The organism is Pelosinus fermentans DSM 17108 (assembly GCF_000271485.2).
GTDB lineage: Bacteria > Bacillota > Negativicutes > DSM-13327 > DSM-13327 > Pelosinus > Pelosinus fermentans.
Map to the genome: position 1 here is coordinate 1,409,460 of NZ_AKVN02000001.1, position 25,279 is coordinate 1,434,738.

Genomic DNA, 25,279 nt, shown 5'->3' on the forward strand with positions numbered 1-25,279 from the left:
TTTGCTTTTCGACCTGAATGCAGACGTTTTCTCTTGGATAAGCTATGTGTAATGAATAAAGGCAGGTCGTAAGGGGAGGCACTAGTGAGAATTTTAGTTGTAGAAGATGATCAGATGCTGCGGGAAGTGGTTGTTGCTGTGCTCAAAGAAGAAGAATACTTGATTCATGAGACAGGAAATGGCGAGGAAGGATTATATTTAGCATTGCAGAATGTCCATGACTTATTAATACTTGATATTATGCTTCCAGAAGTCAGTGGTTTAGAGATTGTAAAAACACTGCGTTTGCAGAACATTTCCATGCCTATTATGCTTTTAACGGCAAAGGACAGCGTACAAGATCGGGTAATCGGCTTAAATAGCGGTGCCGATGATTATTTGGTGAAACCTTTTGCCATTCCAGAGTTATTAGCGAGAGTGAAAGCCTTATTAAGACGTACAGGCATGGGAGGGAAAGAAGGAGAGCTTTTGTATGGCGACATCTCTGTGAATTTCAAATTAAGAGATGGCTTTGTAGATAAAAATGCTTTGCAGTTAACGAGTAAAGAGTATGATTTACTCGAATACCTGATATTAAACCAAGGTCATATCTTGACCAGAGAACAAATCTTTGATCGAATATGGGGCTTTGAGTCAGAAACCACGATTGGAATTGTGGATTTATATATTCACTATCTTCGCAAGAAATTAACGGCTCAAGGCAGCCAGATCGTAATACAAACGATTCGTGGAGCAGGTTTTATGATGAAGGAGAAGTAATCATGTTCCAGAAAACCTTACGAAGATTGACGCTGGTAAATTCCATAGTATTTTTAGTGATTTTTATTATTTTTGGCGGAACCTTGTATGGATACGTAGCCAGGCAGATTTTTGATGATATTGATGAATCCATGGAACGCAGAGTAAATGCTTTTCGCATTCCAAACATTCGTCTAAGGGATGGAGGACCGCCCCTGATTTTTTTTGAATCCCGCATACTGATTTTGCTGCGAGATATAGAGGGAAAGATTATCAATCTTCATACCTATCCCATTGAAGGATTACCACCCGAAGTTCTGGATTTTCTTGAAACAGCCAGTACCGAAAAATGGCAGACACCAAAAATCGATCATCATGTGTATCGCATTTTATCGAATCCCTATCCTTATACGGATGAGACCATTGTGTTTAAGGATCGTCCTATTAAAGTCAAAGATGTTATAGCCATTAGTATAGTTGACTCCGAGTTAGCCATGCTAAGGCGATTTTTAATTATTATATTCATTGGACAGCTTATTGGTATGACAGCCATTGTGTTAGGCAGTTATTATTTGGCTCGCCGTGCCTTAGTGCCCATTCAAGCGGCATGGGAAAAACAGCAGCAGTTTGTGGCTGATGCTTCTCATGAACTGCGCACTCCCCTTGCTGTTATCAAAAGTAATGCAGAACTCTTATTACGTAGTCCTGAGCATACCATAGAGTTAGAAACCATCCGCATTACTAATGTCATTCGAGAAACCATACGCATGAGCAAATTGGTTTCCACTCTTTTTACGTTAGCGAGAGCAGATGCAAATCAAATGGAAATTGAAGCAGTGCCGATACTATTAAATGAAATCATTGATAGGGTTGTAGAACAGTTTGTACCTTTGGCCCAGATGCAGGGTGTTTCCTTAGATGTAAAATGCAGTGATACAATCTGGTTGTCAGCAGACCGGGAAAGACTGCACCAATTATTCGTCATTTTATTAGATAATGCGATTAAATACACACCCCAAGAAGGGAACATCCAAATTATTTGCTGCAAACATTCTAGTAAGGTCTTAATCCAGGTGAAGGATACAGGATGTGGAATTTTGCCGGCTGATTTACCCTATATTTTTGAACGTTTCTTTCGTGGTGATAAAGTTCGTTCTCGTAAGAATGGGGGAGCTGGTTTAGGATTAGCCATTGCACAGTGGATTGTTGAAAAGCATGAAGGAAAAATATGGGTGGAAAGCCAGGCAGGCATTGGTACACAAGTCTATGTTACTCTTCCTATTGAAACATCATAATCAGCGAAAAGACACTTGAAAAGGTGTCTTTTTTTACTATCTGAATTTATAGATTTTTCTATCCTATCTATCTTTTCTCTGTGTTCTCTGCGCCTCTGCGGTTAAAAAACGTTTTCTTGTTTCACCATACAGTACTTACCAAGTGGAATCTAAAGAAAATCAAAAAAAAGAACAGTAGAATAAATTCAATAGTCACCGACTACTGATAGGAAGCAAATTTAAGGAGGACACATAGAAATGTCAAGAAAGAAAGCCTTCGTGAAACCTGCTGTTTTACTGGCAACTGGCTTGCTGGTTTTCAATACCGCTATACCTTTTACTGCTGCTGCCGAGCTATCGCTGGATGATAGTATTGCTTTGGCATTGCAAAATAATCCGTCGATTAAGATGGCAATTGCTGATAAAGATAAAGCGGTTTGGGGTATAAAGGAAAATGAAGGCGGTAAAATGCCGAATCTATCCTTGTCCAATAGTAATAATCGATCTGGTGGAGAAGCAACATCTACGGGTGAGAATTTTAACACCTCCCTTCGTGTAAACTGGCCTTTATATACCGGGGGAAGAACAGAAGGACTGATTGATCAGGCAAAATATAATGCGAATATTGCTACCGTTGGTGTAGCTAAAGTGAAAGAGCAGGTAAAGTTAGATACTACGACTGCTTATTTTAGTGTGTTACAAAATAATAAACTAGTAACAGTGAATCAACAGACTGTTGATAATCTATCAGAGCATTTGAAAAATGTTCAGGCTCAATATGAAGTAGGAACCATCGCCAAATCTGATGTATTGCGTTCAGAAGTAGAATTGGCAAATGCACAGCAGAATTTGACAAAAGCGCAAAATGCTTATGATGTATCCGTTGCGACTTTTAATAATATTATAGGCTTGCCTTTAGATAGTCAGAATACCATGAAAGATGATCTTGCTTTTTCCCAATATGATATGTCATTGGAAGACAGTATTCAAATGGCAAAAGAAAAGAGACCAGAAATCATGCAGTCTCAAGATACGATAAATGCAGCAAAAGCAGGCATTAAAGTTGCCGATAGCGGAAAACTGCCAACGGTGTCAGCAAATGGCACACAAGGCTGGAGCGGCTCTAAATTTCCTGGCGACAATAGCAATTGGACGGTTGGACTTTCTGCCAGCTGGGATATCTTTGATGCTGGCGTGACTAATGCCAAAATCAAAGAAGCCCAAGCAAATATGGAGAAAGTCAGCCACAGTGATCAGCAAACTCGTACTGCAGTTGAATTAGAAGTTCGTCAAGCATATTTAAGTATGAAAGAAGCGGAGGCTCGTATTGAAACCTCAAAAGTAGCGGTAGGCAAAGCCAATGAAGATCTTAAAGCTTCTCAAGCTAAATACTATGCTGGTGTAGGTACCAACTTAGATGTTATTGATGCGCAAGTGGCTCTTACACAAGCCGAAACCAATGCTACGCAAGCCGTATATGATTACAGTGTAAACAAAGCAAATTTGCAAAAAGCGATTGGAGCAGGCGTAGAATGAGCGCAGCCCTAAAAGCTGTTAATGATAAGCAGGAGGTACGAGTATGCCCTTGGTATGGAAAAAAGTTCTTGAAAATAAAGGATGGATTCTTGGCTTGATCTTTGTAGCAGCAATTGGTGGTGCTATTTATATCTATAAAGGAAAAACAACTCCCGTTCAGGTGGGACCAACCGTACAGGTAGAGCGTGGCGATATTTCTTCCATGGTTTCAGCTACGGGGACCATTTCACCGGTAAATCTCGTTGATGTTAGTTCTAAAATTACAGGTTTGATCAAAGAAGTAAAGGTTAAGGAAAATGATGTCGTATCAGTGGGGCAGGTGCTGTTGATGTTAGATGATACGCATCTGCAGGCACTTGTTTCTCAGGCCCAGGCTCGTTTATCCAACGCGACGGGTATCTATGAGCGTACCCAGCGATTAGAAGCACTTGGAGCAGTAACAACTCAGGCTCTTGATACCAGCCGCAGTGATTACAGTGTGGCCCAAGCAGCCTATGAAGATGCGGTATCTCAATTGAACGATACAGTGATTCGCTCTCCCATCAATGGGCAGGTTATTGGTAAGCCGACTCCTGCCGGTCAAGCGGTAGCACCCGGGGTATCAACACCGATGGTACTGCTGACAATCGCTGATATGTCAACAATGCAGATTGAAACTCAGGTGGATGAATCGGATATTGGGAAAATACAAGTCGGACAAAAGGTAACATTTACAGTAGATGCATATCCTGCAAAGACTTTCAGCGGAGTGGTATCGAATGTTTCGCAAAAAGCCACTGTTGTTTCTAATGTAGTCTACTATAATGTATTAGTCGATGTGGATGCTGCTGAGAACTTGCTGAAACCAACGATGACAGCCAGGGTTTCTATTCATGTGGCAGAAAGTAAAAATACGCTGGTTGTGCCCCTCGCTGCTGTTAAATCCAATAATAATGGACAATATGTAGTGGTAGTTAAACAAAATGTGTCGCAAAATGTAGCTGTTACTACTGGAATCACAGGCGATAGTAAAATTGAGATTGTAAGCGGATTATCCGAGGGCGATGAAATCGTGGCATCTTCGGCTAAAACGCAAACAACAAATTCTACCAAGGGCGGTATGAGGGTTGGTGGTCCTGGTGGCATGTAAAGGAGGGGCTTATCTTGTCGATTCTACTTTCAGAAGTTACTAAAGTTTACCAACTAGGCGGAGAACAGGTCAATGCCCTTGCGGGGATCACCTTAAATATAAGCCCTGGCGAATTGACTGCAATCATGGGACCATCTGGGTCGGGTAAATCAACGTTAATGAATATATTAGGATGCTTAGATCGGCCGACAAAGGGTTCGTATATACTGGATGGGCAAGAAGTAGCAACGCTCAATGATGATCAGCTTGCCATCACCAGAAACAAAAAAATAGGCTTTGTATTCCAAAGCTTTAATCTTCTGCCCAGGATGTCCACATTACAAAATGTGGCTCTGCCTATGGTGTATGCCGGAGTTGAAAAAAAAGAACGATTGGCACGGGCAGAGCAGGTTTTGGCAATGGTAGGACTGGAATCACGGATGAATCATCAGCCTAATGAACTTTCTGGTGGTCAGCGCCAGCGTGTTGCCATTGCCAGAGCGCTGGTAAATGACCCTACAATTATTATGGCGGATGAACCAACAGGTAACCTTGATACCAAGTCTGGTGATGAGGTTATGAATATTTTTTCAGAGTTAAACTCCCAAGGACGAACCATCATTCTGGTTACCCACGAACCAGACATTGCCGAGTATGCCGGGCGGGTTGTCTACGTTCGTGATGGGTTGATTGAACGGGATGAATGGAAAGTGAGGTGAGTTTGTGTTTAGTGAAAGTATTTCCATCGCCTTAGCGGGGCTTAAAGCAAATAAATTGCGAGCGATGCTTACCATGCTGGGGATCATCATTGGTGTTGGTGCAGTAATTGCTATGGTATCCATTGGGATGGGGGTCAAAGATAAAGTAGCGACCTCTATTGCAGGACTGGGCAGTAACTTGCTGGTGGTAACACCTGGTGCCTCTAATGCTGGCGGTTCCAGACAAGCCGCAGGATCCAGCATCACCTTGAATGAGAAGGATGCGTTGGCGATAAGCCAAGAGATATCAGGTATTAATCTGGTAGTACCAGCAGTTACTCGTTCCTATCAGGTGGTATTTGGCAATCAGAACTGGACCACAAGTATCCAGGGGACAACTCCTGATATTCAGGGGATACGTAATTACAACATAGAAGAAGGAAGTTTCTTCACGAATCAGGATGTAGAAACTCGAGCAAGAGTCGCAGTACTGGGAAAGACAGTGGCAGAAAACTTGTTTAATGGTGGAACTCCAATCGGACAAACCATTCGAATTAACAATGCACCCTTTCGGGTAGTTGGTGTATTAGAAGCCAAGGGGGAATCAGCCGGAGGCAACCAGGATGATACGGTTATCATTCCATTGAAGACAGCACAGGAACGTTTAATGGGGATTACGTACATTCAAAACATCAACGTTCAGGCAACTGGTACGGATGTGATTTATCAGGTTCAGGATGATATTACAACTTTGTTGAGGGCGCGTCATAAGTTAGCAGCAACGACTCCAGATGATTTTACCGTGCGGAATATGGTAGCGATCATGGAGGCTGCCGATGAAACTACCAGTATGATTACTTCCTTGTTAGCCGTTGTTGCAGGATTATCCCTCCTAGTGGGCGGTATTGGTATTATGAATATCATGCTGGTATCAGTGACGGAAAGGACACGGGAAATTGGCATTCGAAAAGCACTGGGAGCGCGATACCAAAATATTTTATTGCAATTTCTGATTGAAGCCATTGTAATCAGTGTCACTGGAGGAGTACTTGGTATTGTGCTAGGCATTGGTGCATCCTATGGAATTTCATCTGTCGCAGGCTGGAAAACAGTGATTTCGAGTCTGGCCATTGTGGCGGCCTTTGCCTTCTCCGTATTCATTGGTTTATTTTTTGGCATATACCCTGCTCGCAAAGCGGCATTGCTTGATCCGATTGAAGCCTTGCGATATGAATAATGTCATAGAAAACAGGCAGTTTCCTCATTATAAGGAAACTGCCTGTTTTCTTATAAGTATGAAAAGTAGTTAAATATCCCTTTGTGTCCTTTGCGTTTTTGTGGTTCAATCCGTTTTATTTTTTTAACGGGCGGTTGGAGTATTATAGAAATTATAACCGTAGCATTCTTCGCGGTTCAAAGAGTATTATTTTGAAAATCAAGGGATAATATTAACGAAATGTTAATGTAATCCTAATTTTTTTTTATTATGGTTATGATATTGTCAATATAGATACAAAATATTATTAAGAGGTGGGACTATGAAATCAAAAAAGATTCTCATCGTTTCAGCGTCAATTGGCAATGGACATATGCAAGCAGCTTCGACGATCGGCGAGGAGCTGCAGGCAGCTGATTCCTGCAGTGTAACAATTGTTGATTTCTTACAGGTTGGTCAATTTCGTTATCCTACATTAAATCGACTGCAAATCGAGCTGATGAATCTCATGAAATCGTCCTATTATGGAATTTTGAAAGTAGCTCCTAATTTGTATAAGGGACTTTATAGAATAACAGAGAATCAACAGACTCGCAAAATAATCGATTTTATAAATGCAGCCAATCGAAAAATGATGGCCGGTTTAATTGATGAGTATCGTCCCCACGGCGTGGTCTGTACCCATCCTTTCCCTCTTGGTGCGGCTTCTGCCCTGCGATATAAGAGAGGCAGCCATTTCACTCTTGCCGGCATCATTACCGATTTCGCAGTGCATCCTTGGTGGATTTCAAGCGGGGTTGATCACTATTTTGTTGCAAATAAAATGATGGCAAATGATCTGCAGGAATATGGTATTCAGAGGAATCAGATCACTGCCAGCGGTATCCCCGTTAACCGAAGCTTTATGCCTGCTGACAGGAGCATAAAAAAACAAGCTTCCCAAATTTTAGTTATGGGCGGAGGTTTAGGTTTTGGGTCCATGGAAGCAACATTGCGCAAGCTGGAGCAACTGTCAAAGCCTGTTCATATCACAGTTGTGGCGGGAAAGAATGAAAAACTAGAACAGCACCTAAGAGTATTAGCTGCCACATTGCATAATGAAATTACCGTATTACCTTTTTCGTCTCACATAGACTCCCTTATGAAGAAGGCAGATCTATTAATCACGAAACCTGGAGGGTTGACCTGCAGTGAGGCTTTAGCCGTGAATTTGCCCATGGTTTTACTTAACCCATTACCGGGACAGGAAGAAGAAAATGCGAACTATCTGCATTGCCAAGGATCTGCATTATGGGTACAAGAAGAGAATGATGTTGCGATAAAGGTTGCAGCCATTTTAAATGAAAAGTCAAATGTGTTAAAAGAAATGCAAGATAAATGCAGGGAAGTAAGCCCCCATAATGCTGGTAGAATAATAACTGAAAAAATAAATGGTTTTGTTGGAAACCGCCGAAAAAGGTTTACTGGCCTGGAATCTTGGCAGAAAGCGGGTGTTCAATAATGCTAAAAGCAGTAGTTACAACAAGTTTGAGAACCATGTCCTTTATGGAGCATCCAGTATGGCAGCAAATTGATTCTTCTTACTGTGTGACTCATCAATATTGCAATGATCAAGCCTTAGGTATTTTGCAGAAGAATGGATTTATAAAAGAGGCGATGTTACTCGCTGCATATTATCAACAGCTTCAGAATGGCGTAATCTGGGCTGATTTAAACTGGAAAAATATCCATCATTTCCTACATCCCACTACTCGCCGCGGGTTTTGGCATTTTTCCAATGCGGCATGTGATTATCAGCAGTTTTTTTCTATGGCGATCAAACATATACGGCAAGGTTGTATCGAAAGTTCCATTTTTTATTTAGGGGCTGCAGCTCACTTGGTACAAGATATGTGCGTGCCTCATCATGCAAAATGCCAACTGTTTGATGGGCACAAAAAGTATGAATTATGGGTGGAGAAGAACTTGCCGAACTTTTCTTTTACGCAAAATGTAGAGATTGATGGTACGAATCCTAGTGGTATTCTCGTGAAAAATGCAGCAACTGCCTTAGAATTATATTCCTATGTCAATGCAGAAGCTGAAATTGAACAATATAAACAAGCAACAGCGATATTATTGCCTCTGACCAATCAAAGTACGGCAAATCTTTTTTGTTATTTCTTTGCCAGAGTTAAAAAAATTCTTGGTGCTTCATCCCTGGACTCATTATTTAAAGATGCTTTCACTCCGTTTTAATTGCTGTCGATTGGAACTGGAGTATTTATTTAAAAACATAGAAGCAAGAGTCTTCTATTTCATGTATAAAGGTTAAGTGAAGGACGGTTATGCCTATCTAGGTATAACCGTCCTTTTTGCTATTATCAACAATTCGTCATTGGGAGCGTAGCGAAGCAATCCCCTACTTGCCTGAGAGATTGCTTCACTCTGTTCGCAATGACAAAAAGATACGTCTGCAACAAAAGAACTTCATTTACTGCCTAGGCAACTGGCAAAATTCCAAGTTTTTGTTATGGCCTTACTACTAAGTGAATATACAATAAGGAGGTGATAGAAATATATGAGGAGAGGGAAAGCTGCCTTATTATTAACTAGCTGGAAAATTGCCAGATCCTATTGGTTTTCAGAGGAAAAGTGGTCTGCTTGGGGATTACTCGTTACCGTTATTACCTTGAATCTGGGAATTGTATATATGTTAGTTTTAATCAACACCTGGCAAGTTAATTTTTATGAGGTTATACAAAGTCATAATTATCAAGGCTTTATGGAGTCCATTGGCCATTATTGTGTATTGGCTGCCTGCTTGGTTGTGGTACGAGGATATCAAATTTATACGCGAATGATGCTTCACATCGGATGGCGGCGATGGATGACAGAACGATACTTATCCGATTGGCTGGCTCACAAAACCTACTATTTATTACAGCTTTCTCAAGAACATGATATGGATAATCCTGATCAGCGTATTAGCGAAGATATCGAGATGTTTGTTTGGCTTACTCTTAGGCTCTCTTTAGACCTGTTGCAAGATTTAGTAACTATTTTGTCGTTTATTGTGATTTTGTGGAATTTATCAGGTATAATTACCCTATCCGTTGCTGGATATGAGATTCCTATACAAGGTTATTTGGTCTGGGTAGCTATGCTATATGCAATGGGGGGGACCTATTGGACAGTTAAGACAGGACGTCCTTTGGTTAAATTAGATTTTGACCAGCAACGTTATGAAGCTGATTTTCGTTTTAGCTTAATGAGATTAAGAGAAAATGCAGAAAGTATTGCTTTATATGGCGGCGAAAGGCAAGAAAAATGGAGCTTTCATCAAGGTTTCGGCAAAATTGTCGCTACCTATCAAAAGATTATGAAGGTTCGCAGGTCACTCACTTGGCTAACATCTTCCTATACGCAAGTTTCATCCATTTTTGCTTCGATTGCAGCGGCACCCCGTTACTTTACCAGTCAGATTCATTTAGGACAAATGTTTCAGATTGTAGATGCCTATCGACACGTACAAACAGGATTCTCCTTTGTTGTTGATAGTTTTACACTTCTTGCCCAGTGGCGGGCGGTCGTTAATCGCCTTAATAATTTTTTAGTAAGTATGGAAATGGTTCGCGGTCAATTGCCTAGAGCATACAAACTAAATATTTCCCGGGAAAAGTCCTCTGTATATTCGGCATGCAATCTTCAGATATTCTTACCAGATGGGTCTCTTCTATTAAAAGACTTATCCTTATCCATAAAACCTGCTGATAAATTATTAATCATGGGAGAATCAGGCTGCGGGAAAAGTACATTATTGCGTACTTTTGCTGGTATTTGGCCCTATGCTTCTGGCAAGATCATAGTACCTGATAAGCAAAAAGTAATGTTTGTTCCTCAAAAGTCGTATCTGCCTTGCAGTTCTTTACGGGAAACTCTGGTCTATCCAGATATCGTCAAGGAAGATAAGGATAAAGTAATGCGAGAGATTCTAGTCATGTGTAAGCTAGCCCATTTAACAGATAAATTACATATCGTAGCTGATTGGGGTCATACTCTTTCCTTAGGAGAACAGCAAAGGGTTGCTTTTGCCAGAGTGCTATTGCAAAAACCAAATTGGCTTTTCTTGGATGAAGCTACATCTGCTTTGGATGAGAGCACAGAGCAAGCCATGTATAAAATGATTGTTAGTACCATGTCAAATGCAGCCATTATAAGTGTGGGCCACCGCAGCACTCTGATGAATTATCATACTGCAAAAATGGAGTTAAATAGTATGGGAAATTGTGTAGTCACAAAAATTCGTAAATAGTAAATGATAATAGATTAAAAGATCGCACAAAAGGGAGGCTCCGCCTCCATTTTACGCGATTTTAAGAAGTCATTTATTCATAGTAATAACGTAACACAATATACTTGTGTTACGTCAACTAGAAAATTCCATAATAAAACATATTACGTCATTTTTTCTAATTATCCTTTTTTTTCTAGGAATTAAGATTTTTCTCGCTAAAATTTTATATGATCTTAGCTTTTATAAGTTTAAATTGATATAAACGTCATCTAATTCATCTTTTGTAATTCCAATATAAGCTAATGTTACATTTGGTGCAGAGTGATTTAGCAGTTTTTGGATTTTTGTGATATCTACTCCTTTTTTGTGCGCCCAATATCCAAAAGTTTTACGCAGTGTATGGGTGCCAATCGCATCATTAATACCGATTTCTCGTGCTGCACTATTAATAATTCGGTACGCCTGCACCCTGGTAATTGGCCAATTACCTTTTTTGCTTTTAAATAGACAACCATCACTAATTTGTATCGTATTAAGATATTCATCTATGGCTTTTTTACATGTATCGGACAAAGGGAAATCCTTACTTTTTCCTGTTTTCTTCTCTCTGAGCAAGATGCGATCTTTGCCCTTTACATCGGCTACTGTTAATAATAATAAATCCGATATGCGTAAGCCGCTATTAATACCTAAGACAAAAAGTAAGTAATCTCGTAAATTCTTATTCTTTAAATAAAATTTAATTTGATTGATCTGTGTTTTGCATCGTATTGGTTCTACATATTCGATTTCGATCACGTCCTATATCATGTTTCTTATCTGATTTTCAGTATACAATATGTTACTTTAATTTTCAAAAACAACATTTTTAGCATTGAGACAGATGATACTCCTTATCTCACTATCGATGTAACACAAGTATATTATGTTACATTGCTAGTGCTGCTTTTTTGAGGAGGAATGATATGCTTCAAAATTCAATTATAGATGACGATATCATATTTCAATATCCTTGTAAGACTCGATTAGAAATAACAAATTATCTATTAGCCTTAATTCATCAGCATGATGTAGATACTGCCAAGCACTCTTATAATGTAGCAAATATAGCTGTTCGCTTTGCAAGAAGACTCAATCTTTCCTCTCAAATGATTAAAGATATATCCGTTGCTGCATTGCTTCATGATATTGGAAAAATAAAAATTCCACGGCAAATTTTAAACAAACCTGAAAAATTAACTAAGAGTGAATTTGAAATTATGCAAAGGCATTCTCAATATGGTTTTGTAATTTTAAATCAGATACATCCATTGCAAGACATAGCAGAAGCTGTTTGCTGTCATCATGAAAAATTTGATGGAAATGGTTATCCCAGCGGCAAATCTGGGGATGAAATACCATTGATTGCACAAATCTTAAGTATTACGGATGTATATGAAGCTCTTACTTCAGATCGAACCTATCGTAAAGCAATGACCAAAAAAGAAGCTTTACAAGTGATTAATAGCGGCAGGGACACTCATTTTAATTCAGTATTGGTTAATATGTTCTTATTAGGAGGGTACTAATGGTGGAGTTCCATGAAAAAGTGGAGTTTCTTATCAGATTGTTGCAAGAAAATAACAACAATAACTATGATGAAGAAGCATTCAAGCAATTAGAAAACCTTTTAGAAGAATACGCACGAAATTATAAACCTCATCGTTATGCAAAAAATGCAAAGTAACCATATTCTTTATATAGAGGATAATCTAAATTCTGCAGCTTACTAGATTCATAGGATCTTGTAAGCCTTTTTTTTGTAAACGGCATAGTTGTCTTGCATAACAACTATGATAAAATAATAAGCAGATATATAGCCTGATAAGGCAGCAGGAGGATATAGATGATTACAACTGGTACATATCAACACTTTAAAGGTAATTTCTATGAGGTGCTTATGATTGCAAAACATAGTGAAACACAAGAAGATTATGTGGTATATCAAGCCCTATACGGAAAAAAGGGAAGGTGGATACGCCCCTTAGCAATGTTTGACGAAATGGTGGAGTTTGAGGGACAGACAGTGAAGCGATTCACATATATTGGACAAGCAAGTAGTAAGTAAAATGAGATAGCCTAGCTGCGTGAGACTAACCTATGATGGATGTTTACTCCATCATAGGTTAGTCTTCTTTACTGTTTGGATGGACAGATTAATTCGATAGTTACCATACACCAAAATGGCATCCAGCAAATGGTTGAGATCTTGCTGGTTCGATAAAGCTGCTTTTAGCCAATAGCAGCCTTCGCCGCTAATTCGATAGGCTTCTTTAATTTCTTCCTGCATAGATAAAAACTGTTGAAATGCAGCATGATTTGTCGATTTCATAAATACAGTAATAAAAGCCAGCAGGGGCTTGCCAAGCTTTTCCTGGTTCACTGTGATTGTAAAATCTTCGATGATTTCCATATCCTGCAGCCTTTTTATACGAGCAGCTACTGCTTGACCTGTTAAATGAACCATTTTGCCGATTTCCTGCCACTGCATGCGGGAGTTGTTTTGTAGATATTGTAGTATTTTCCAATCGGTTTGATCAAGCATCAGATCATTTCCTTTCATAGTGTAAGTAAAATGGGATGGATTATTTCATGGTACAATTGTTAAGAATGTGTTTATTCGTCATAATAAGAATAGGAATGATAAATAAAGGCAGGAGTTTATATGGAAATTCAATTAGTAAGGCATGCGACCCTATTACTAACAATCAATGATCGATTGTTATTGGTTGATCCGATGTTAAGTCCAGCAGAGGCTATGCCGCCTATTGTCAATTCAACAAATGAACGGCGCAACCCTCTTGTTCCCATCATGAATCCTCAAAATTTTTTGCAGCGGATTGATGCTGTACTTTTGACTCATACACATAGGGATCATTTCGATGATGCCGCTGCTCAGTTAGTGCCTAAGGGGAAGTTGATTTTCTGCCAGCCGGAAGATGAAATAAAATTACAAGCAGAGGGTTTTTCAAAGATCATACCTGTTCATGAGGAGTACCAATGGGAAGGAATCACAATGATTCGTACGGGAGGGCAGCATGGAACGGGAGAAATTGGTGCAAAAATGTCGCCTGTATCAGGTTATATTTTGCAGGCTAAGGGAGAGCCGATTCTTTATATCGCTGGTGATACGATTTATTGTCCTGAAGTAGAGAGGACACTTAAGACCTATCATCCTCATATAACCATTGTGAATGCAGGAGCAGCTCAGTTTTCTACAGGCGATCCAATTACCATGACGGCCCAAGATGTAGCCGCCCTTTGCCAATATGACAGGAATACGATCGTGGTTGCAGTTCATATGGAGGCGATGAATCACTGTCTTTTATCGCGGGAAGAACTTAAATCACATGCTGCAGCAGAAGGTTTAGCCGAAAGGATTGTCATTCCTAAAGATGGTGAAACATTCAGCTTTACAGCATAATCAATATAATGCATTAAAAATGTCATTGCGAACGTTAGTGAAACAATCTCCTTTTTGCAAAAGGGTTGTTTCGATATTGTTTGTAATGACATTTCTTTTTTGTCGTTTTTTATTACTATTGTTTGCAAAATTCTTCTAAAAGGAATAAAATTTCTATGTAGTGTATAGTAAGTAATTTTCAGATTCACACTAGATTAATGGGGTAGGTGTGATATAATTTATTTCTTGGGGGAATTATGGAAACTATCTTTCAATATGTAATTCATTTAATTGGGATATGGGGGTACCCTGCTGTTTTCATTGGTATGGCTTTAGAAAGTGCGAATGTACCCATTCCCAGTGAACTGATCTTTGGTTTTGCCGGATATCTTGTCTTTTTAGGCAGGATGGATTTCAATACAGCTGTAATAGCAGGTGTAGCAGGTGGACTGGCAGGATCGATTGTATCTTACTTGATCGGCTATTACGGAGGACCACCTTTTATTACAAGGTATGGCAAATATATTTTTGTATCCGAAGCCAAAGTAGCCATGGCTCAAAAATGGTTTGACCGCTATGGACTGCTTGCGGTATTTCTGGCTCGTCTGCTGCCGGTGATTCGTACCTTTATTTCTTTACCTGCAGGCTTTGCAAGGGTTCATTTTATTAAATTTATAGTGTATACTATCTTAGGATCTGTACCGTGGACCATTGCGCTTATTTATGCAGGTATGATGCTGGGGGCGAATTGGGAAATGATACGCAGTATTGGTCATGAGGCCAGTTTATTTGTAGCTGGTGCTTTGGTTGTGTTCATAATGTATTATATAATCAAAAAACGTAAGAATGCTTGAACATAATTGGATTGTGTGAATAGCAAGCATTACATTACGAAACAAAGGATATAAGATGACGGAAGAAAATGAAAAAAACAATAAGAATAAAGGAAGTTCCAATTCTTTTCTAAAGGGCACCTTAATATTAACAATAGGTGGCATTGTTGTAAAAGTGATTGGCTTTTTAAACTGGATCATCCTGTCACGGGTGCTGGGCGGTGAGGGAATTGGGCTGTATCAAATGGCTTTTCCCATCTATCTTTTGGCCTTAAGCGTATCCTCAGCAGGTATTCCCGTAGCCATTTCCATTATTACTGCGGAGAAAAGAGCCTTACATGATTTTATTGGTGCCAATCGTGTTTTTCGTATTTCGTTAACTGTATTAGTATTAACGGGACTGTTCTTTAGTTTATTATTGTACTTTGGTGCGGGTTTATTAATTGAATATCGCTTCATTCGAGATCCACGGGCGTATTATTCTTTATTGGCATTAGCACCTGCGGTTTTCTTTGTTACGATTTTATCCAGTTATCGAGGATATCTGCAAGGCTGCCAAATTATGACGCCGACAGCTGTTTCGCAAATTGCAGAACAATTGGTGAGAGTCATTACCATGCTGATATTTGCCAGCTTATTACTGCCAAAGGGCCTCGAATATGCAGCAGGAGGGGCGAGCCTGGGAGCTGCTCCTGGAGCTGTTGCAGGTCTTCTTGTACTTATTTATTATTATATGAAATTGCAGAAAAAAGGTAAAAAGCAAGAAACAGGACAAGTTTCCCAAAGGGCTCAGGAATCGAGCATGAGTATTATAAAACGACTTGTCAAACTTGCTCTGCCCGTATCCTTGTCAAGTATTATGCTGCCTATTGTTGCCAATTTTGATTTATTTATTGTTCCAGCCAGACTGGAAGTGGCAGGGTATACAGTGGAGCAAGCCACAGAATTATTTGGTTATTTAACAGGGATGGCGGTGCCTTTACTCAATTTATCAACGATTTTAACGGCTGCTTTAGCAACTAGCTTGGTGCCTGCCATATCGGAATCCTTTTCTTTAGGGAATATCAAACGAGTCTATCAGCAAACAGCTGCCGCCATGCGTGTCTCAAGCCTGGTTACCATTCCTGCTTTTGTTGCATTATGGATATTGGCAGAACCCATCTCTCAAATGGTGTATAATGCACCTCAGGCGAGTCATTCCATTAGCATCTTATCCATCGGCATTGTTCTTTTAGGCATACATCAGGTAACGACAGGAGTATTACAGGGGATGGGAAAAACGTCTGTCCCTGTGATTAATATGGGATTGGCTGCTGTCTTTAAAGTGATTTTGAATTGGACACTTACAGCGATACCTGACCTTGGTATTAAGGGGGCATCCTGGGCAACGGTAGCGGATATTGGAATAGCAGCAGCCTTAAATATTTATTTTGTACATCGACATGTGGGATATGCTCTTGATTTAAAAAGTCTAGTAAAACCAAGTATAGCAGCAGTTACTATGGGCGGCGTAATTTACTTTAGTTATGATGCCATTATGGCAGCTACTGCGCAGCTTGCCCTGGCTACATTGACAGCAATGGCTTTGGGCGTTGTGGTATATGGCGGAGTATTGTTAGTCATTGGCGGTATCAGTGAGAACGATATGAAGCAAGTTCCTATGATTGGATCGCGCTTAATTCCTCTATTGCGTAAATTTGGAGTACTTAAGGAGTAATTGATTGCCTTATTAATGCAAAAGGAAGCAATTTTAGAGCTGACTATACAGGAACATTAAAAGAATTGGCAGAGAATCTTGGTGAAATCATCAAAAAAACTAAGCAAATTTTATAGCGAATAAACCACCCGATTTCCTATAAAGATTAGGCCGAAGGAGTTAACTTTATTTGCCTAATCTTTTTGAGTTTATCTGGAGAAAACAGGGTGGGATTATCCTGGAAATTTACATAATCATAAAGAGTGCCATACAATATATAGTTTGTGATAAAAGTATTAATACTATATATTGTGTATTGAGCCATTTCTAAATATTATAAATAAAAAAAAGTCAAGTCTTGGTTAAAAATAAAATAGTGATATAATTACTTATGAAGAGCAAATTACTCCATTCCAAATGGATATTTTTTTTGCTGATTTTATGTGAAAAAAGGTGTATTTTTGCGAAACTACGTTGATTTAAAAAAAACGCAAAGAGTGAAGAACGGACAAAATTCATTAAAAAATAAGATGCAGGGTGGTAATTATGAGTAATTTTCAAGTTGTGAAGCGTGATGGCCGTGAAGTAGAATTTAATGGCGATAAAATTTTTGATGCAATTCAAAAGGCGTATACTGAAAATTTTGATGGTATAGTAAAAAAAGAAAAGATCCAGCTACTAACGGATAAAGTGTTTAATACGATTGCATCCAGATCGAATCAGCGTTTGTCAGTGGAAGAGATACAAGATATTGTAGAGGATGTCTTACTGCAGTCAGAAGAAGTGGCAGTGGCTAAGAAGTATATTGCATATCGGGCAAAGCGCACCCAAGTGCGGGAAGCCAACATGCGCTTAATGATTGATTATAAAGACATCACCTTTAAAGATGCAGAACAGGTTGACGGGAAAAGAGAGAATGCAAATGTAGACGGCAATACGGCTATGGGAACCATGCTGCAGTATGGAGCAACAGGATCGAAACAATTTGCCATTCACCATATTTTAAAGCCTGAACATGCCAAATTTCATCAGTCCGGCTATATTCATATTCATGACATGGATTTTGAAGCCATTGGTACTTTGACTTGCTGCCAAATTGATATTAAAACCTTGTTTCGTGATGGCTTTTCCACGGGACACGGACATTTGCGGGAGCCACAGGATATCATGAGCTATGCTGCGCTGGCGGCGATTGCGATTCAGAGCAACCAAAATGATCAGCATGGTGGACAATCCATCCCCAATTTTGATTATGGCTTAGCTGCCGGAGTTGCTAAAACCTTTATAAAATTATACTCGGAAAATATGAAGAAAATATTACTGATTGATTTCATGGAGTTAGATGAAGAAAAAATTACGGGCATTCTCGCAGCTACTGTGCATGAGTATAGCGGTGAGCAGGGCGATTATCCCCGTATTGGCGAAAAGGAATATCAAACTTATCATGCAAATGAGGCTCTGCGTTTGAAAAAGGCTTTACTCAGTCATGATATTCAGGCAGCAGATTCGGATATACAAAAAATTCAGGACTTCACCTACCGTTTTGCAAAAAAGGAAACAGTGAAGAAAACATACCAAGCCATGGAAGGGTTTCTTCATAATTTAAATACGATGCATTCCAGAGCAGGGGCGCAGGTTCCTTTTAGCAGTATTAACTTTGGGACAGACACTACCCCTGAAGGGCGCCTGGTAGTGGAACAATTCTTATTATCTGTAGAAGCTGGCTTAGGCAATGGAGAAACGGCTATATTCCCGATTAGTATTTTCAAAGTAAAAGAAGGCATTAATTATAATGCAGAAGATCCTAATTACGATTTATTTAAGCTATCCTGCCGCGTTTCTGCGAAACGGTTGTTTCCTAACTTTGTTTTCATTGATGCGCCTTTTAATCTTCAATATTACAAACCCGGCCGCCCTGAAACAGAGATTGCTACCATGGGATGCAGAACAAGAGTCATATCTTCGATCTTCCCTGAATCGGATGGCGTGGTATACGGCCGCGGCAATAATTCTTTTACCAGTGTGAATCTTCCTAGACTTGGAATTAAGCATGGTATTGCCCTGGGAGAAAGAACTCAGCCTGACATTGAAGGATTCTATCAAGAGCTGGATTCATTAATTGAACTGGTCATTCAGCAAATTCTAGATCGCTATGAAATCCAGAAAAATAAAAAAGTAAAGAATTTCCCATTCTTAATGGGACAGAATATCTGGTTTGACTCTGAAAAGTTAGATTGGGAAGATACTCTGGAAGATGTTATCAAGCATGGAACGTTAACCCTTGGATTTATTGGCCTTGCGGAAACACTGACAGCGCTTTACGGCAAACATCATGGCGAATCAGAAGCTGCTCAAGAAGCTGGTCTTCGAATTATTGGTCATATGAGAAAACGCATGGATGAAGCAGCAGTCAAATATCAGCAGAATTTTTCCCTGATTGCTACACCGGCAGAAGGTCTATCAGGACGCTTCGTAAAAATTGATGCAAAAAATTATGGCGAAATTCCAGGAGTAACAGATCGGGATTATTACACCAACGGTTTCCATGTTCCTGTATACTATGCTATTCCAGCAGCCAGAAAGATTGAAATCGAAGCTCCCTATCATGCAATGACCAATGCAGGTCATATTACCTACATTGAGTTAGATGGAGATTTAGTTAAGAATCTGGATGCCTTTGAAATGGTCGTACGTAAGATGAAAGAATGCGGTATTGGCTACGGCTCTATCAATCATCCCGTGGATCGTGATCCTAAATGCGGCTTTACTGGCGTGATTGGTGATCAATGCCCTAAATGTGGACGAGTAGAAGGAGAAGGCGGCATGGGATTTGAGCGCATTCGCCGTATCACTGGCTACTTAGTAGGAACCATGGACAAATGGAACGATGGCAAACGTGCAGAAGAAAAAGACAGAGTGAAGCATGGTGTGAGAAATAAATAGCCTTTTACAAATAATAGTAATAAACCTGGCAAAAAAATGTTACAATTAAAGAAATTGCTTAACAGAGGAGACTGTGAAAGTATGATTACATTAGTAGCCAATATGCAAGCAAAACCAGGTAAAGAAAAAGAACTGGAAGCTGCCTTACAGGTTCACTTTCCTAAAGTTCAACTTGAAAAAGGTACAGCAGCCTATGTGCTTCATCGTTCGACGGAAAAAGTAGGACAATTCTTCTTTTATGAAAAATACCAGGATCAGCAAGCGTTAGATTATCATGGGTCTACGCCTTACTTAAAAGAATTATTCAGCAGTATTGCTGATCTGCTTCTCGAAAAACCAGAAGTTAAACTATATGAAGAAGTGGCAGCCATTTCCCGATAAGTAACGTAGAATAGTGAAAAGTTCCTGCAAAGTAATGTTCTTTGCAGGAACTTTGTCTTTTAATGGGAAATAATGAGGTAATATGGGAAAGTCTCCTAATGCGAACCCTAAGTGCTCATCATTTTTGTAGGAGATTCGCAAACCAGATATAAGAAGGCGTTTGACCACTTCTTATATCAAAATTCTCTATTTAAATAAAGCACATTTCGGGGTTCGCAAAATCATAGGATTCAACCCAGGTAGTTATTGCATCTCACAATCGCCAGTCACGCCTTGCGTATGGCGTGTGGATTGAAACGTGTGTCTTGGGTAAATCGAAATAAACTGTATTCGTCACGCCTTGCGTATGGCGTGTGGATTGAAACCACGGTGCAGGAGTAGCTTTGTCTACCCTGTCCGTCACGCCTTGCGTATGGCGTGTGGATTGAAACAGCAACTTAGCCTTAACAGTAAAAGGCACATATGTCACGCCTTGCGTATGGCGTGTGGATTGAAACTGCTAAAGGGGGTTAGTGATTGCCTAAACAATGTCACGCCTTGCGTATGGCGTGTGGATTGAAACTATGATTGGTAAACAGAATGTATCAGCTACTAAGTCACGCCTTGCGTATGGCGTGTGGATTGAAACTTTAACTCGGCAATCTGCTTTGCTACTGAATCAAGTCACGCCTTGCGTATGGCGTGTGGATTGAAACGATCACCTCTTTGTATCTGCCACAAGTACAATTGTCACGCCTTGCGTATGGCGTGTGGATTGAAACAGCAAGCTCACTATTTGTAAACTGATCCAGCTTGTCACGCCTTGCGTATGGCGTGTGGATTGAAACATTCTTCCAACACCAAACCCGACTAATTTATTTCGTCACGCCTTGCGTATGGCGTGTGGATTGAAACTCATTGGCAGGTATCATTAACGAATAGTCGCCAGTCACGCCTTGCGTATGGCGTGTGGATTGAAACTCTTTGTGACGCTACATCGGCGAGTACTCCAACAGTCACGCCTTGCGTATGGCGTGTGGATTGAAACTACTGTCGTTACTAGCCTAGTTTCTTTGGCTGGGTCACGCCTTGCGTATGGCGTGTGGATTGAAACCATCTTTTTACTTAACCAGCTAAACATCCTCAACAGTCACGCCTTGCGTATGGCGTGTGGATTGAAACATCATCAGCGGGTTTACTACGCTCCCAAATAAAGTCACGCCTTGCGTATGGCGTGTGGATTGAAACAATCACGGTTACATGTGTCATTTTGCGTTGCTTAACGTCACGCCTTGCGTATGGCGTGTGGATTGAAACATCGTCTGGGTTATCAGTGCTTTGGCAGCAATCGTCACGCCTTGCGTATGGCGTGTGGATTGAAACGCAGTACTGCGTGACACAGATTGCCCAGCGGTAGTCACGCCTTGCGTATGGCGTGTGGATTGAAACAATGACGTTATCGCTGTTTGTAAAGGTTTAACTGTCACGCCTTGCGTATGGCGTGTGGATTGAAACCGGTAGTTATGGCTACTGGATTTATCGCGTAGTCTCGTCACGCCTTGCGTATGGCGTGTGGATTGAAACTTGACGATGGACCGCAAATAAAACATTATTTCGTCACGCCTTGCGTATGGCGTGTGGATTGAAACTTTGACCACTTAGCCGCCTTTAGTTTCATGGTGGTCACGCCTTGCGTAGGCGTGTGGATTGAAACGCTTTCATGATAGCCGCAATCATTGGACTCTGAGTCACGCCTTGCGTAGGCGTATGGATTGAACTCAATCAATAGCACATTGTTATTGAGATCTGAAAATAGGTAAAAAAAGAACCTTCAGTGTAAACTGAAAGGCTCCTATATTTAGTCATAATGTCCTCTGCATTGTACGATTTCAATGACTTCATCCTCAACCTTATAGATGAGTCGATGTTCAGTGGTAATTCTTCTGCTCCAGTAGCCACTCAAATCATTTTTAAGGGGCTCGGGTTTTCCTATCCCTTCATTGTAGTTACGGTCAATATCCTTAAGGAGTTCATTGATCTTCTTAAGAACCTTTTTATCAGTAGACTGCCAGTAAAGGTAATCATCCCATGCGTTATCCGAGAAAATCTTATTCATCCTCTATAAGTTCCCTGATTTTACCTTTACCAGCCTTTAATTGGGCAATGGACTCCAGAAGTCTGTCATAGGTCTTCTTATTGCTTCTGATATAAAGATTTTCCATAAGATTGTTATACTCATCCTCTGAGATCATAACGACATTTCCACCTTGTTTGCGGGTGATAATAATCGTTTCAAAGTCATTATTTGCTATATCACAATACGTTTTAAGGTTTTCCCGGACATTAGAGTAATTTACTGCTAACATAATAAACACCTCCTGTACTATATATTGTACAACTTAATAGTATATTATGCAAGTTATTTAATTTTGTTGTCTGCATAAAAATAGGATTCGCATTTTAGCGAATCCTATTTTTATAATCACTCTATGTATTGATGCGAAATAAACTACTTCCTATCAGGATTATCTGATCTTCCCACGAGATAATCAAGGGAAACGTCGAAGTAGTCGGCGAGGGCAACAAGAGTATCGGCAGAAGGAATATTAAGGCTTGTTTCAAATTGTCCAATAGAGCCTTTGTTCTTTAAACCAACAGCTTGGGCTAGTGCTTGCATAGATAATTTTTTTTCTGTTCGAAGTTGCTTTAATCTGTACGAAAAAAGTTCTCTGTTTAGCATAATAAAACCTCTTGACGTTTATTATAATTAAACGTATACTTTAAATTAAGTAGTTTAATTATAATAAACCTTATATTTCTATATACAAGATGAAGATCATTAACGTACGCAGTAAGATTGAATTTATATAGATTTAATTATACCTGATATTGCAAAGAGTTCCTAGTCACATTTAAAAATGGTTATATGAGACTGTTTACTATAATGCCTGTTAGTATAGAAATCTGGTGATTAATAACCAATAATAGTGGAGGGATTTACGATGGTAAAAAGTATATTCGATATACTGGTGACTGCTAGCGAGATGGAGAGTTTAGATGGCCTAGACTTGGAGAAAGTTTCTAGTGATTATTATCATGCCTATCAAAGAATGCTTAAATACCAGACACAAATTAAGCATGCATTGCCAGCAGAGATGCAGAAGATATTAATGGAACTGGATGATGAATATACTTGTATGCAGATAAGTAGTGGGGATGTATATTACCGTCAAGGATTTTCTGACGCAATGCGCTTGATAATGCAGACTTTAACATGGGGACCAGCAAGAAGTTGATATACGAAATAACAAAGGGCATAACTAAGTTGTTTCAAATATCATGTTGGGATATAATGGTATTGTAAACGGATTAGTAAAATGATTTTTGTAAGGGAAGAGTCTAAGGCTATTTCATCTTTAACGTATGAAGAATTGAATAAGATTAGTATAATAGTTGAGCAGTTTGGGAGGAGTGTTGGCGTGGACTATTCCTTGTTATTACAAACAATAGACGAGAAAAAAGCGATCTTAGATGGTAAGAAACCCTTTCCATACCATACGCTAAAAAGCCTTAGGGAAAAGTTATTAGTGGAATGGACATATCATTCTAATGCTATTGAAGGCAATACTCTTACTTTGTCAGAAACAAAGGTGGTTTTAGAGGGAATAACCATTGGTGGGAAAACACTGCATGAGCATCTTGAAGTAATCAACCACAAAGACGCCATTCACTATATAGAAGAAATTATAGCAAATCATGAAACTTTATCAGAATGGCAGATTAAAAATATTCACTCCCTGATATTAAAGGGAATAATGCCTGGAAATGCGGGCGTTTACCGCACCGAAAATGTATTCATAAGCGGTGCCGAGCATATTCCGCCTGCATTTGTACAAGTACCTGAGCAAATGACCCAACTAATGGAGTGGTATGCAGGAGAAGGTCAAACATTACATGTAGTGGAAAGGGCTGCTGTTTTACATAGTGAATTTGTAAAAATACATCCATTTGTAGATGGAAATGGTCGTACAGCAAGACTATTATTGAACTTCGAACTAATGAAACATGGCTACGTGCCAATCGTCATAAAGAAAGAGCAAAGGTTAGAATATTATAATGCTCTTGATCATTCCCATATTAAAGGGGAATATGATGTATTTATAAAATTGGTGGCTGGAATTTTGGAAGGTACTTTGGGTTTTTATATACGGCACATTAAGTAGTTATACTCTAAGAAATATTAAGTGAGAGGGTTATGGGTAAAAGACTAGGGCGATTACTGAGAAACCATAGCAACGAGCAGGTAAGTTAATTGACATTCCACTTACCATATGTTAATATTTACCATGTGGTAAGTGGAGGTAGAAATATCCTTGTGATGTTGTCGCGCATTTGCGTGTGGATTGAAATTATAGTTAATATATTGTATAGCGTTTATTCTTGCTAGCGCCTCATATAGAGGCGTAATTTTTTTATGTTATAAAAACCTTTTATAGATAATATATTGTATTAATAATAGAATTAAAAATAAAAGGAGGGATGGATTAGACTATAGAAGAAGAATTCCGAATATCTCTTTAATTAAGATTATAACTAATATGATAAAAAAGTATGGAGCTGGTTATAGTGCTTTACTTCTTTTTTTTAGTGATAAGGCGAAACGAATAGTTACATAAAAGAGGTGTTTTAATGCAAAAGCTTACTGGAAAATATAAAAAGATTACAGCAATCAAAAGAGTAAATGAAAACAATACATTTTCTATTAAAGTAACGCAAGAATCATTTTTGAAGTTCCCTAGGATTTATGATTTTATAGATACACTAAGTGGATATATCTATAAAATATTTTTAAATGGGAATTTGCTGAGCAAGAATAATCATGAGCTAAGCAAATTAAATAAAGAAAATATGGATTTGAAAGCCGAGAATTCCATGTTGAAAAAAATAACAGTTCACTATTTAGAAAAATAAAAATTAACTTTTTAATGGAGAACGTCTAATGTAATTGGAATTGGTCTTAACTTAAATTTAAGTGTATATAGTAATTGAAATAAAAATCCTGCAGCGTAATAGAATCTACTGCAGGATTTTGTATTTTAATGGTAAATAAAGAAGTAATAGGTATTTCATATTATAAATCTTAAAGAATTATCTTAAGT

General features: G+C 39.2%; 25 protein-coding genes and 1 CRISPR repeat array. Of the genes, 20 read left to right on the forward strand and 5 right to left on the reverse strand.

Annotation, left to right across the window (positions count from 1 at the left end):
- Positions 1–84: 84 nt before the first annotated feature.
- The 9 genes from FR7_RS06220 (at position 85) to FR7_RS06260 (ending at position 10,864) form a co-directional block, all read left to right on the forward strand.
- Complete coding sequence (locus tag FR7_RS06220) at positions 85–759, forward strand: response regulator transcription factor (RefSeq protein ID WP_007931291.1); 675 nt, start codon at positions 85–87, stop codon at positions 757–759.
- A gap of 2 nt (positions 760–761) precedes the next feature.
- Positions 762–2,033: a sensor histidine kinase gene (locus tag FR7_RS06225; RefSeq protein ID WP_007931290.1), complete on the forward strand. Its 1,272-nt coding sequence runs from the start codon at positions 762–764 to the stop codon at positions 2,031–2,033.
- Between the two features lie 237 nt (positions 2,034–2,270).
- A complete protein-coding gene (locus tag FR7_RS06230; protein ID WP_007931289.1) occupies positions 2,271–3,548 on the forward strand; it encodes a TolC family protein in 1,278 nt (425 codons plus the stop codon).
- A gap of 43 nt (positions 3,549–3,591) precedes the next feature.
- On the forward strand, positions 3,592–4,677 hold the full coding sequence (locus tag FR7_RS06235; RefSeq protein WP_007931287.1) for an efflux RND transporter periplasmic adaptor subunit: 1,086 nt from the start codon (positions 3,592–3,594) through the stop codon (positions 4,675–4,677).
- Between the two features lie 14 nt (positions 4,678–4,691).
- A complete protein-coding gene (locus tag FR7_RS06240; RefSeq protein WP_007931285.1) occupies positions 4,692–5,375 on the forward strand; it encodes an ABC transporter ATP-binding protein in 684 nt (227 codons plus the stop codon).
- A 4-nt stretch (positions 5,376–5,379) separates the two neighbouring features.
- Positions 5,380–6,591: an ABC transporter permease gene (locus FR7_RS06245; RefSeq protein ID WP_007931283.1), complete on the forward strand. Its 1,212-nt coding sequence runs from the start codon at positions 5,380–5,382 to the stop codon at positions 6,589–6,591.
- Between the two features lie 301 nt (positions 6,592–6,892).
- On the forward strand, positions 6,893–8,071 hold the full coding sequence (locus tag FR7_RS06250; protein WP_007931281.1) for an MGDG synthase family glycosyltransferase: 1,179 nt from the start codon (positions 6,893–6,895) through the stop codon (positions 8,069–8,071).
- Complete coding sequence (locus FR7_RS06255) at positions 8,071–8,808, forward strand: zinc dependent phospholipase C family protein (RefSeq protein WP_007931279.1); 738 nt, start codon at positions 8,071–8,073, stop codon at positions 8,806–8,808. Before FR7_RS06250 ends, FR7_RS06255 begins: the two co-directional genes overlap by 1 nt.
- A 322-nt stretch (positions 8,809–9,130) precedes the next feature.
- Positions 9,131–10,864, forward strand: a complete 1,734-nt coding sequence (locus tag FR7_RS06260; protein ID WP_007931276.1) for an ABC transporter ATP-binding protein/permease — start codon at positions 9,131–9,133, stop codon at positions 10,862–10,864.
- A 222-nt stretch (positions 10,865–11,086) separates the two neighbouring features.
- On the opposite strand, the gene FR7_RS06265 is transcribed toward FR7_RS06260, so the two are convergent.
- Positions 11,087–11,644 carry a site-specific integrase gene (locus FR7_RS06265; RefSeq protein ID WP_007931252.1) on the reverse strand — a complete coding sequence of 186 codons (558 nt, stop codon included), beginning with the start codon at positions 11,642–11,644 and terminating at the stop codon, positions 11,087–11,089.
- 167 nt (positions 11,645–11,811) lie between these two features.
- Here FR7_RS06265 and FR7_RS06270 point away from each other — a divergent pair, with 167 nt between their 5' ends.
- The 3 genes from FR7_RS06270 (at position 11,812) to FR7_RS06275 (ending at position 12,953) form a co-directional block, all read left to right on the forward strand.
- Complete coding sequence (locus FR7_RS06270; protein ID WP_007931246.1) at positions 11,812–12,414, forward strand: HD-GYP domain-containing protein; 603 nt, start codon at positions 11,812–11,814, stop codon at positions 12,412–12,414.
- A complete protein-coding gene (locus FR7_RS23785; protein ID WP_007931244.1) occupies positions 12,414–12,572 on the forward strand; it encodes a hypothetical protein in 159 nt (52 codons plus the stop codon). The genes FR7_RS06270 and FR7_RS23785 overlap by 1 nt, the downstream gene beginning before the upstream one ends.
- 159 nt (positions 12,573–12,731) lie before the next feature.
- Entirely contained in the window at positions 12,732–12,953 is a 222-nt protein-coding gene (locus FR7_RS06275; protein WP_007931242.1) for a DUF1653 domain-containing protein, read from the forward strand.
- Positions 12,954–13,004: 51 nt separating this feature from the next.
- Here FR7_RS06275 and FR7_RS06280 read toward each other — a convergent pair whose 3' ends face one another.
- A complete protein-coding gene (locus FR7_RS06280) occupies positions 13,005–13,448 on the reverse strand; it encodes an Lrp/AsnC family transcriptional regulator (protein ID WP_237715522.1) in 444 nt (147 codons plus the stop codon).
- Positions 13,449–13,550: 102 nt separating this feature from the next.
- Between FR7_RS06280 and FR7_RS06285 the strand changes: the two genes are divergently transcribed.
- The 5 genes from FR7_RS06285 to FR7_RS06305 all read left to right on the forward strand — a co-directional run bounded on the left by FR7_RS06285 (position 13,551) and on the right by FR7_RS06305 (position 20,141).
- The gene (locus FR7_RS06285; RefSeq protein WP_007931240.1) at positions 13,551–14,309 is read left to right on the forward strand and encodes an MBL fold metallo-hydrolase; all 759 of its coding nucleotides are present in this window, start codon (positions 13,551–13,553) and stop codon (positions 14,307–14,309) included.
- Between the two features lie 236 nt (positions 14,310–14,545).
- Entirely contained in the window at positions 14,546–15,142 is a 597-nt protein-coding gene (locus FR7_RS06290) for a DedA family protein (protein ID WP_007931239.1), read from the forward strand.
- Between the two features lie 55 nt (positions 15,143–15,197).
- Positions 15,198–16,838, forward strand: coding sequence for a putative polysaccharide biosynthesis protein (locus tag FR7_RS06295; protein WP_007931238.1), 1,641 nt, complete (start codon positions 15,198–15,200; stop codon positions 16,836–16,838).
- Positions 16,839–17,363: 525 nt separating this feature from the next.
- A complete protein-coding gene (locus FR7_RS06300) occupies positions 17,364–19,760 on the forward strand; it encodes an anaerobic ribonucleoside triphosphate reductase (RefSeq protein WP_007931237.1) in 2,397 nt (798 codons plus the stop codon).
- Between the two features lie 81 nt (positions 19,761–19,841).
- On the forward strand, positions 19,842–20,141 hold the full coding sequence (locus tag FR7_RS06305; RefSeq protein WP_007931236.1) for a putative quinol monooxygenase: 300 nt from the start codon (positions 19,842–19,844) through the stop codon (positions 20,139–20,141).
- Positions 20,142–20,406: 265 nt separating this feature from the next.
- A CRISPR array of direct repeats spans positions 20,407–21,769; the repeat unit is 33 nt; unit sequence GTCACGCCTTGCGTATGGCGTGTGGATTGAAAC.
- A 209-nt stretch (positions 21,770–21,978) separates the two neighbouring features.
- Here FR7_RS06305 and FR7_RS06310 read toward each other — a convergent pair.
- From FR7_RS06310 to FR7_RS06320, 3 genes are all read right to left on the reverse strand, one after another.
- Positions 21,979–22,236, reverse strand: a complete 258-nt coding sequence (locus FR7_RS06310; protein WP_007931234.1) for a Txe/YoeB family addiction module toxin — start codon at positions 22,234–22,236, stop codon at positions 21,979–21,981.
- On the reverse strand, positions 22,229–22,486 hold the full coding sequence (locus tag FR7_RS06315) for a type II toxin-antitoxin system Phd/YefM family antitoxin (protein WP_007931232.1): 258 nt from the start codon (positions 22,484–22,486) through the stop codon (positions 22,229–22,231). Before FR7_RS06315 ends, FR7_RS06310 begins: the two co-directional genes overlap by 8 nt.
- A gap of 143 nt (positions 22,487–22,629) precedes the next feature.
- Positions 22,630–22,860, reverse strand: coding sequence for a helix-turn-helix domain-containing protein (locus tag FR7_RS06320; protein WP_007931226.1), 231 nt, complete (start codon positions 22,858–22,860; stop codon positions 22,630–22,632).
- 262 nt (positions 22,861–23,122) lie between these two features.
- Here FR7_RS06320 and FR7_RS06325 point away from each other — a divergent pair, with 262 nt between their 5' ends.
- From FR7_RS06325 to FR7_RS06335, 3 genes are all read left to right on the forward strand, one after another.
- Positions 23,123–23,416, forward strand: coding sequence for a hypothetical protein (locus tag FR7_RS06325; protein WP_007931224.1), 294 nt, complete (start codon positions 23,123–23,125; stop codon positions 23,414–23,416).
- Positions 23,417–23,599: 183 nt separating this feature from the next.
- Positions 23,600–24,343 (forward strand): Fic family protein, encoded by a 744-nt coding sequence (locus FR7_RS06330; RefSeq protein ID WP_017531534.1) that lies wholly within the window; start codon positions 23,600–23,602, stop codon positions 24,341–24,343.
- A 466-nt stretch (positions 24,344–24,809) separates the two neighbouring features.
- Positions 24,810–25,091, forward strand: coding sequence for a hypothetical protein (locus tag FR7_RS06335; RefSeq protein ID WP_007931221.1), 282 nt, complete (start codon positions 24,810–24,812; stop codon positions 25,089–25,091).
- Positions 25,092–25,279: the final 188 nt, after the last annotated feature.

Bases quoted from the DNA above. Each gene is read 5' to 3' on its own strand.
- FR7_RS06290 (WP_007931239.1), top strand. From the start codon at position 14,546: ATGGAAACTATCTTTCAATATGTAATTCATTTAATTGGGATATGGGGG.
- FR7_RS06230 (WP_007931289.1), top strand. From the start codon at position 2,271: ATGTCAAGAAAGAAAGCCTTCGTGAAACCTGCTGTTTTACTGGCAACT.
- FR7_RS06300 (WP_007931237.1), top strand. From the start codon at position 17,364: ATGAGTAATTTTCAAGTTGTGAAGCGTGATGGCCGTGAAGTAGAATTT.
- FR7_RS06335 (WP_007931221.1), top strand. From the start codon at position 24,810: ATGCAAAAGCTTACTGGAAAATATAAAAAGATTACAGCAATCAAAAGA.
- FR7_RS06275 (WP_007931242.1), top strand. From the start codon at position 12,732: ATGATTACAACTGGTACATATCAACACTTTAAAGGTAATTTCTATGAG.
- FR7_RS06260 (WP_007931276.1), top strand. From the start codon at position 9,131: ATGAGGAGAGGGAAAGCTGCCTTATTATTAACTAGCTGGAAAATTGCC.
- FR7_RS06320 (WP_007931226.1), bottom strand. From the start codon at position 22,860: ATGCTAAACAGAGAACTTTTTTCGTACAGATTAAAGCAACTTCGAACA.
- FR7_RS06255 (WP_007931279.1), top strand. From the start codon at position 8,071: ATGCTAAAAGCAGTAGTTACAACAAGTTTGAGAACCATGTCCTTTATG.
- FR7_RS06310 (WP_007931234.1), bottom strand. From the start codon at position 22,236: ATGAATAAGATTTTCTCGGATAACGCATGGGATGATTACCTTTACTGG.
- FR7_RS23785 (WP_007931244.1), top strand. From the start codon at position 12,414: ATGGTGGAGTTCCATGAAAAAGTGGAGTTTCTTATCAGATTGTTGCAA.
- FR7_RS06280 (WP_237715522.1), bottom strand. From the start codon at position 13,448: ATGAAAGGAAATGATCTGATGCTTGATCAAACCGATTGGAAAATACTA.
- FR7_RS06270 (WP_007931246.1), top strand. From the start codon at position 11,812: ATGCTTCAAAATTCAATTATAGATGACGATATCATATTTCAATATCCT.
- FR7_RS06315 (WP_007931232.1), bottom strand. From the start codon at position 22,486: ATGTTAGCAGTAAATTACTCTAATGTCCGGGAAAACCTTAAAACGTAT.
- FR7_RS06295 (WP_007931238.1), top strand. From the start codon at position 15,198: ATGACGGAAGAAAATGAAAAAAACAATAAGAATAAAGGAAGTTCCAAT.
- FR7_RS06225 (WP_007931290.1), top strand. From the start codon at position 762: ATGTTCCAGAAAACCTTACGAAGATTGACGCTGGTAAATTCCATAGTA.
- FR7_RS06305 (WP_007931236.1), top strand. From the start codon at position 19,842: ATGATTACATTAGTAGCCAATATGCAAGCAAAACCAGGTAAAGAAAAA.
- FR7_RS06235 (WP_007931287.1), top strand. From the start codon at position 3,592: ATGCCCTTGGTATGGAAAAAAGTTCTTGAAAATAAAGGATGGATTCTT.
- FR7_RS06250 (WP_007931281.1), top strand. From the start codon at position 6,893: ATGAAATCAAAAAAGATTCTCATCGTTTCAGCGTCAATTGGCAATGGA.
- FR7_RS06285 (WP_007931240.1), top strand. From the start codon at position 13,551: ATGGAAATTCAATTAGTAAGGCATGCGACCCTATTACTAACAATCAAT.
- FR7_RS06325 (WP_007931224.1), top strand. From the start codon at position 23,123: ATGGTAAAAAGTATATTCGATATACTGGTGACTGCTAGCGAGATGGAG.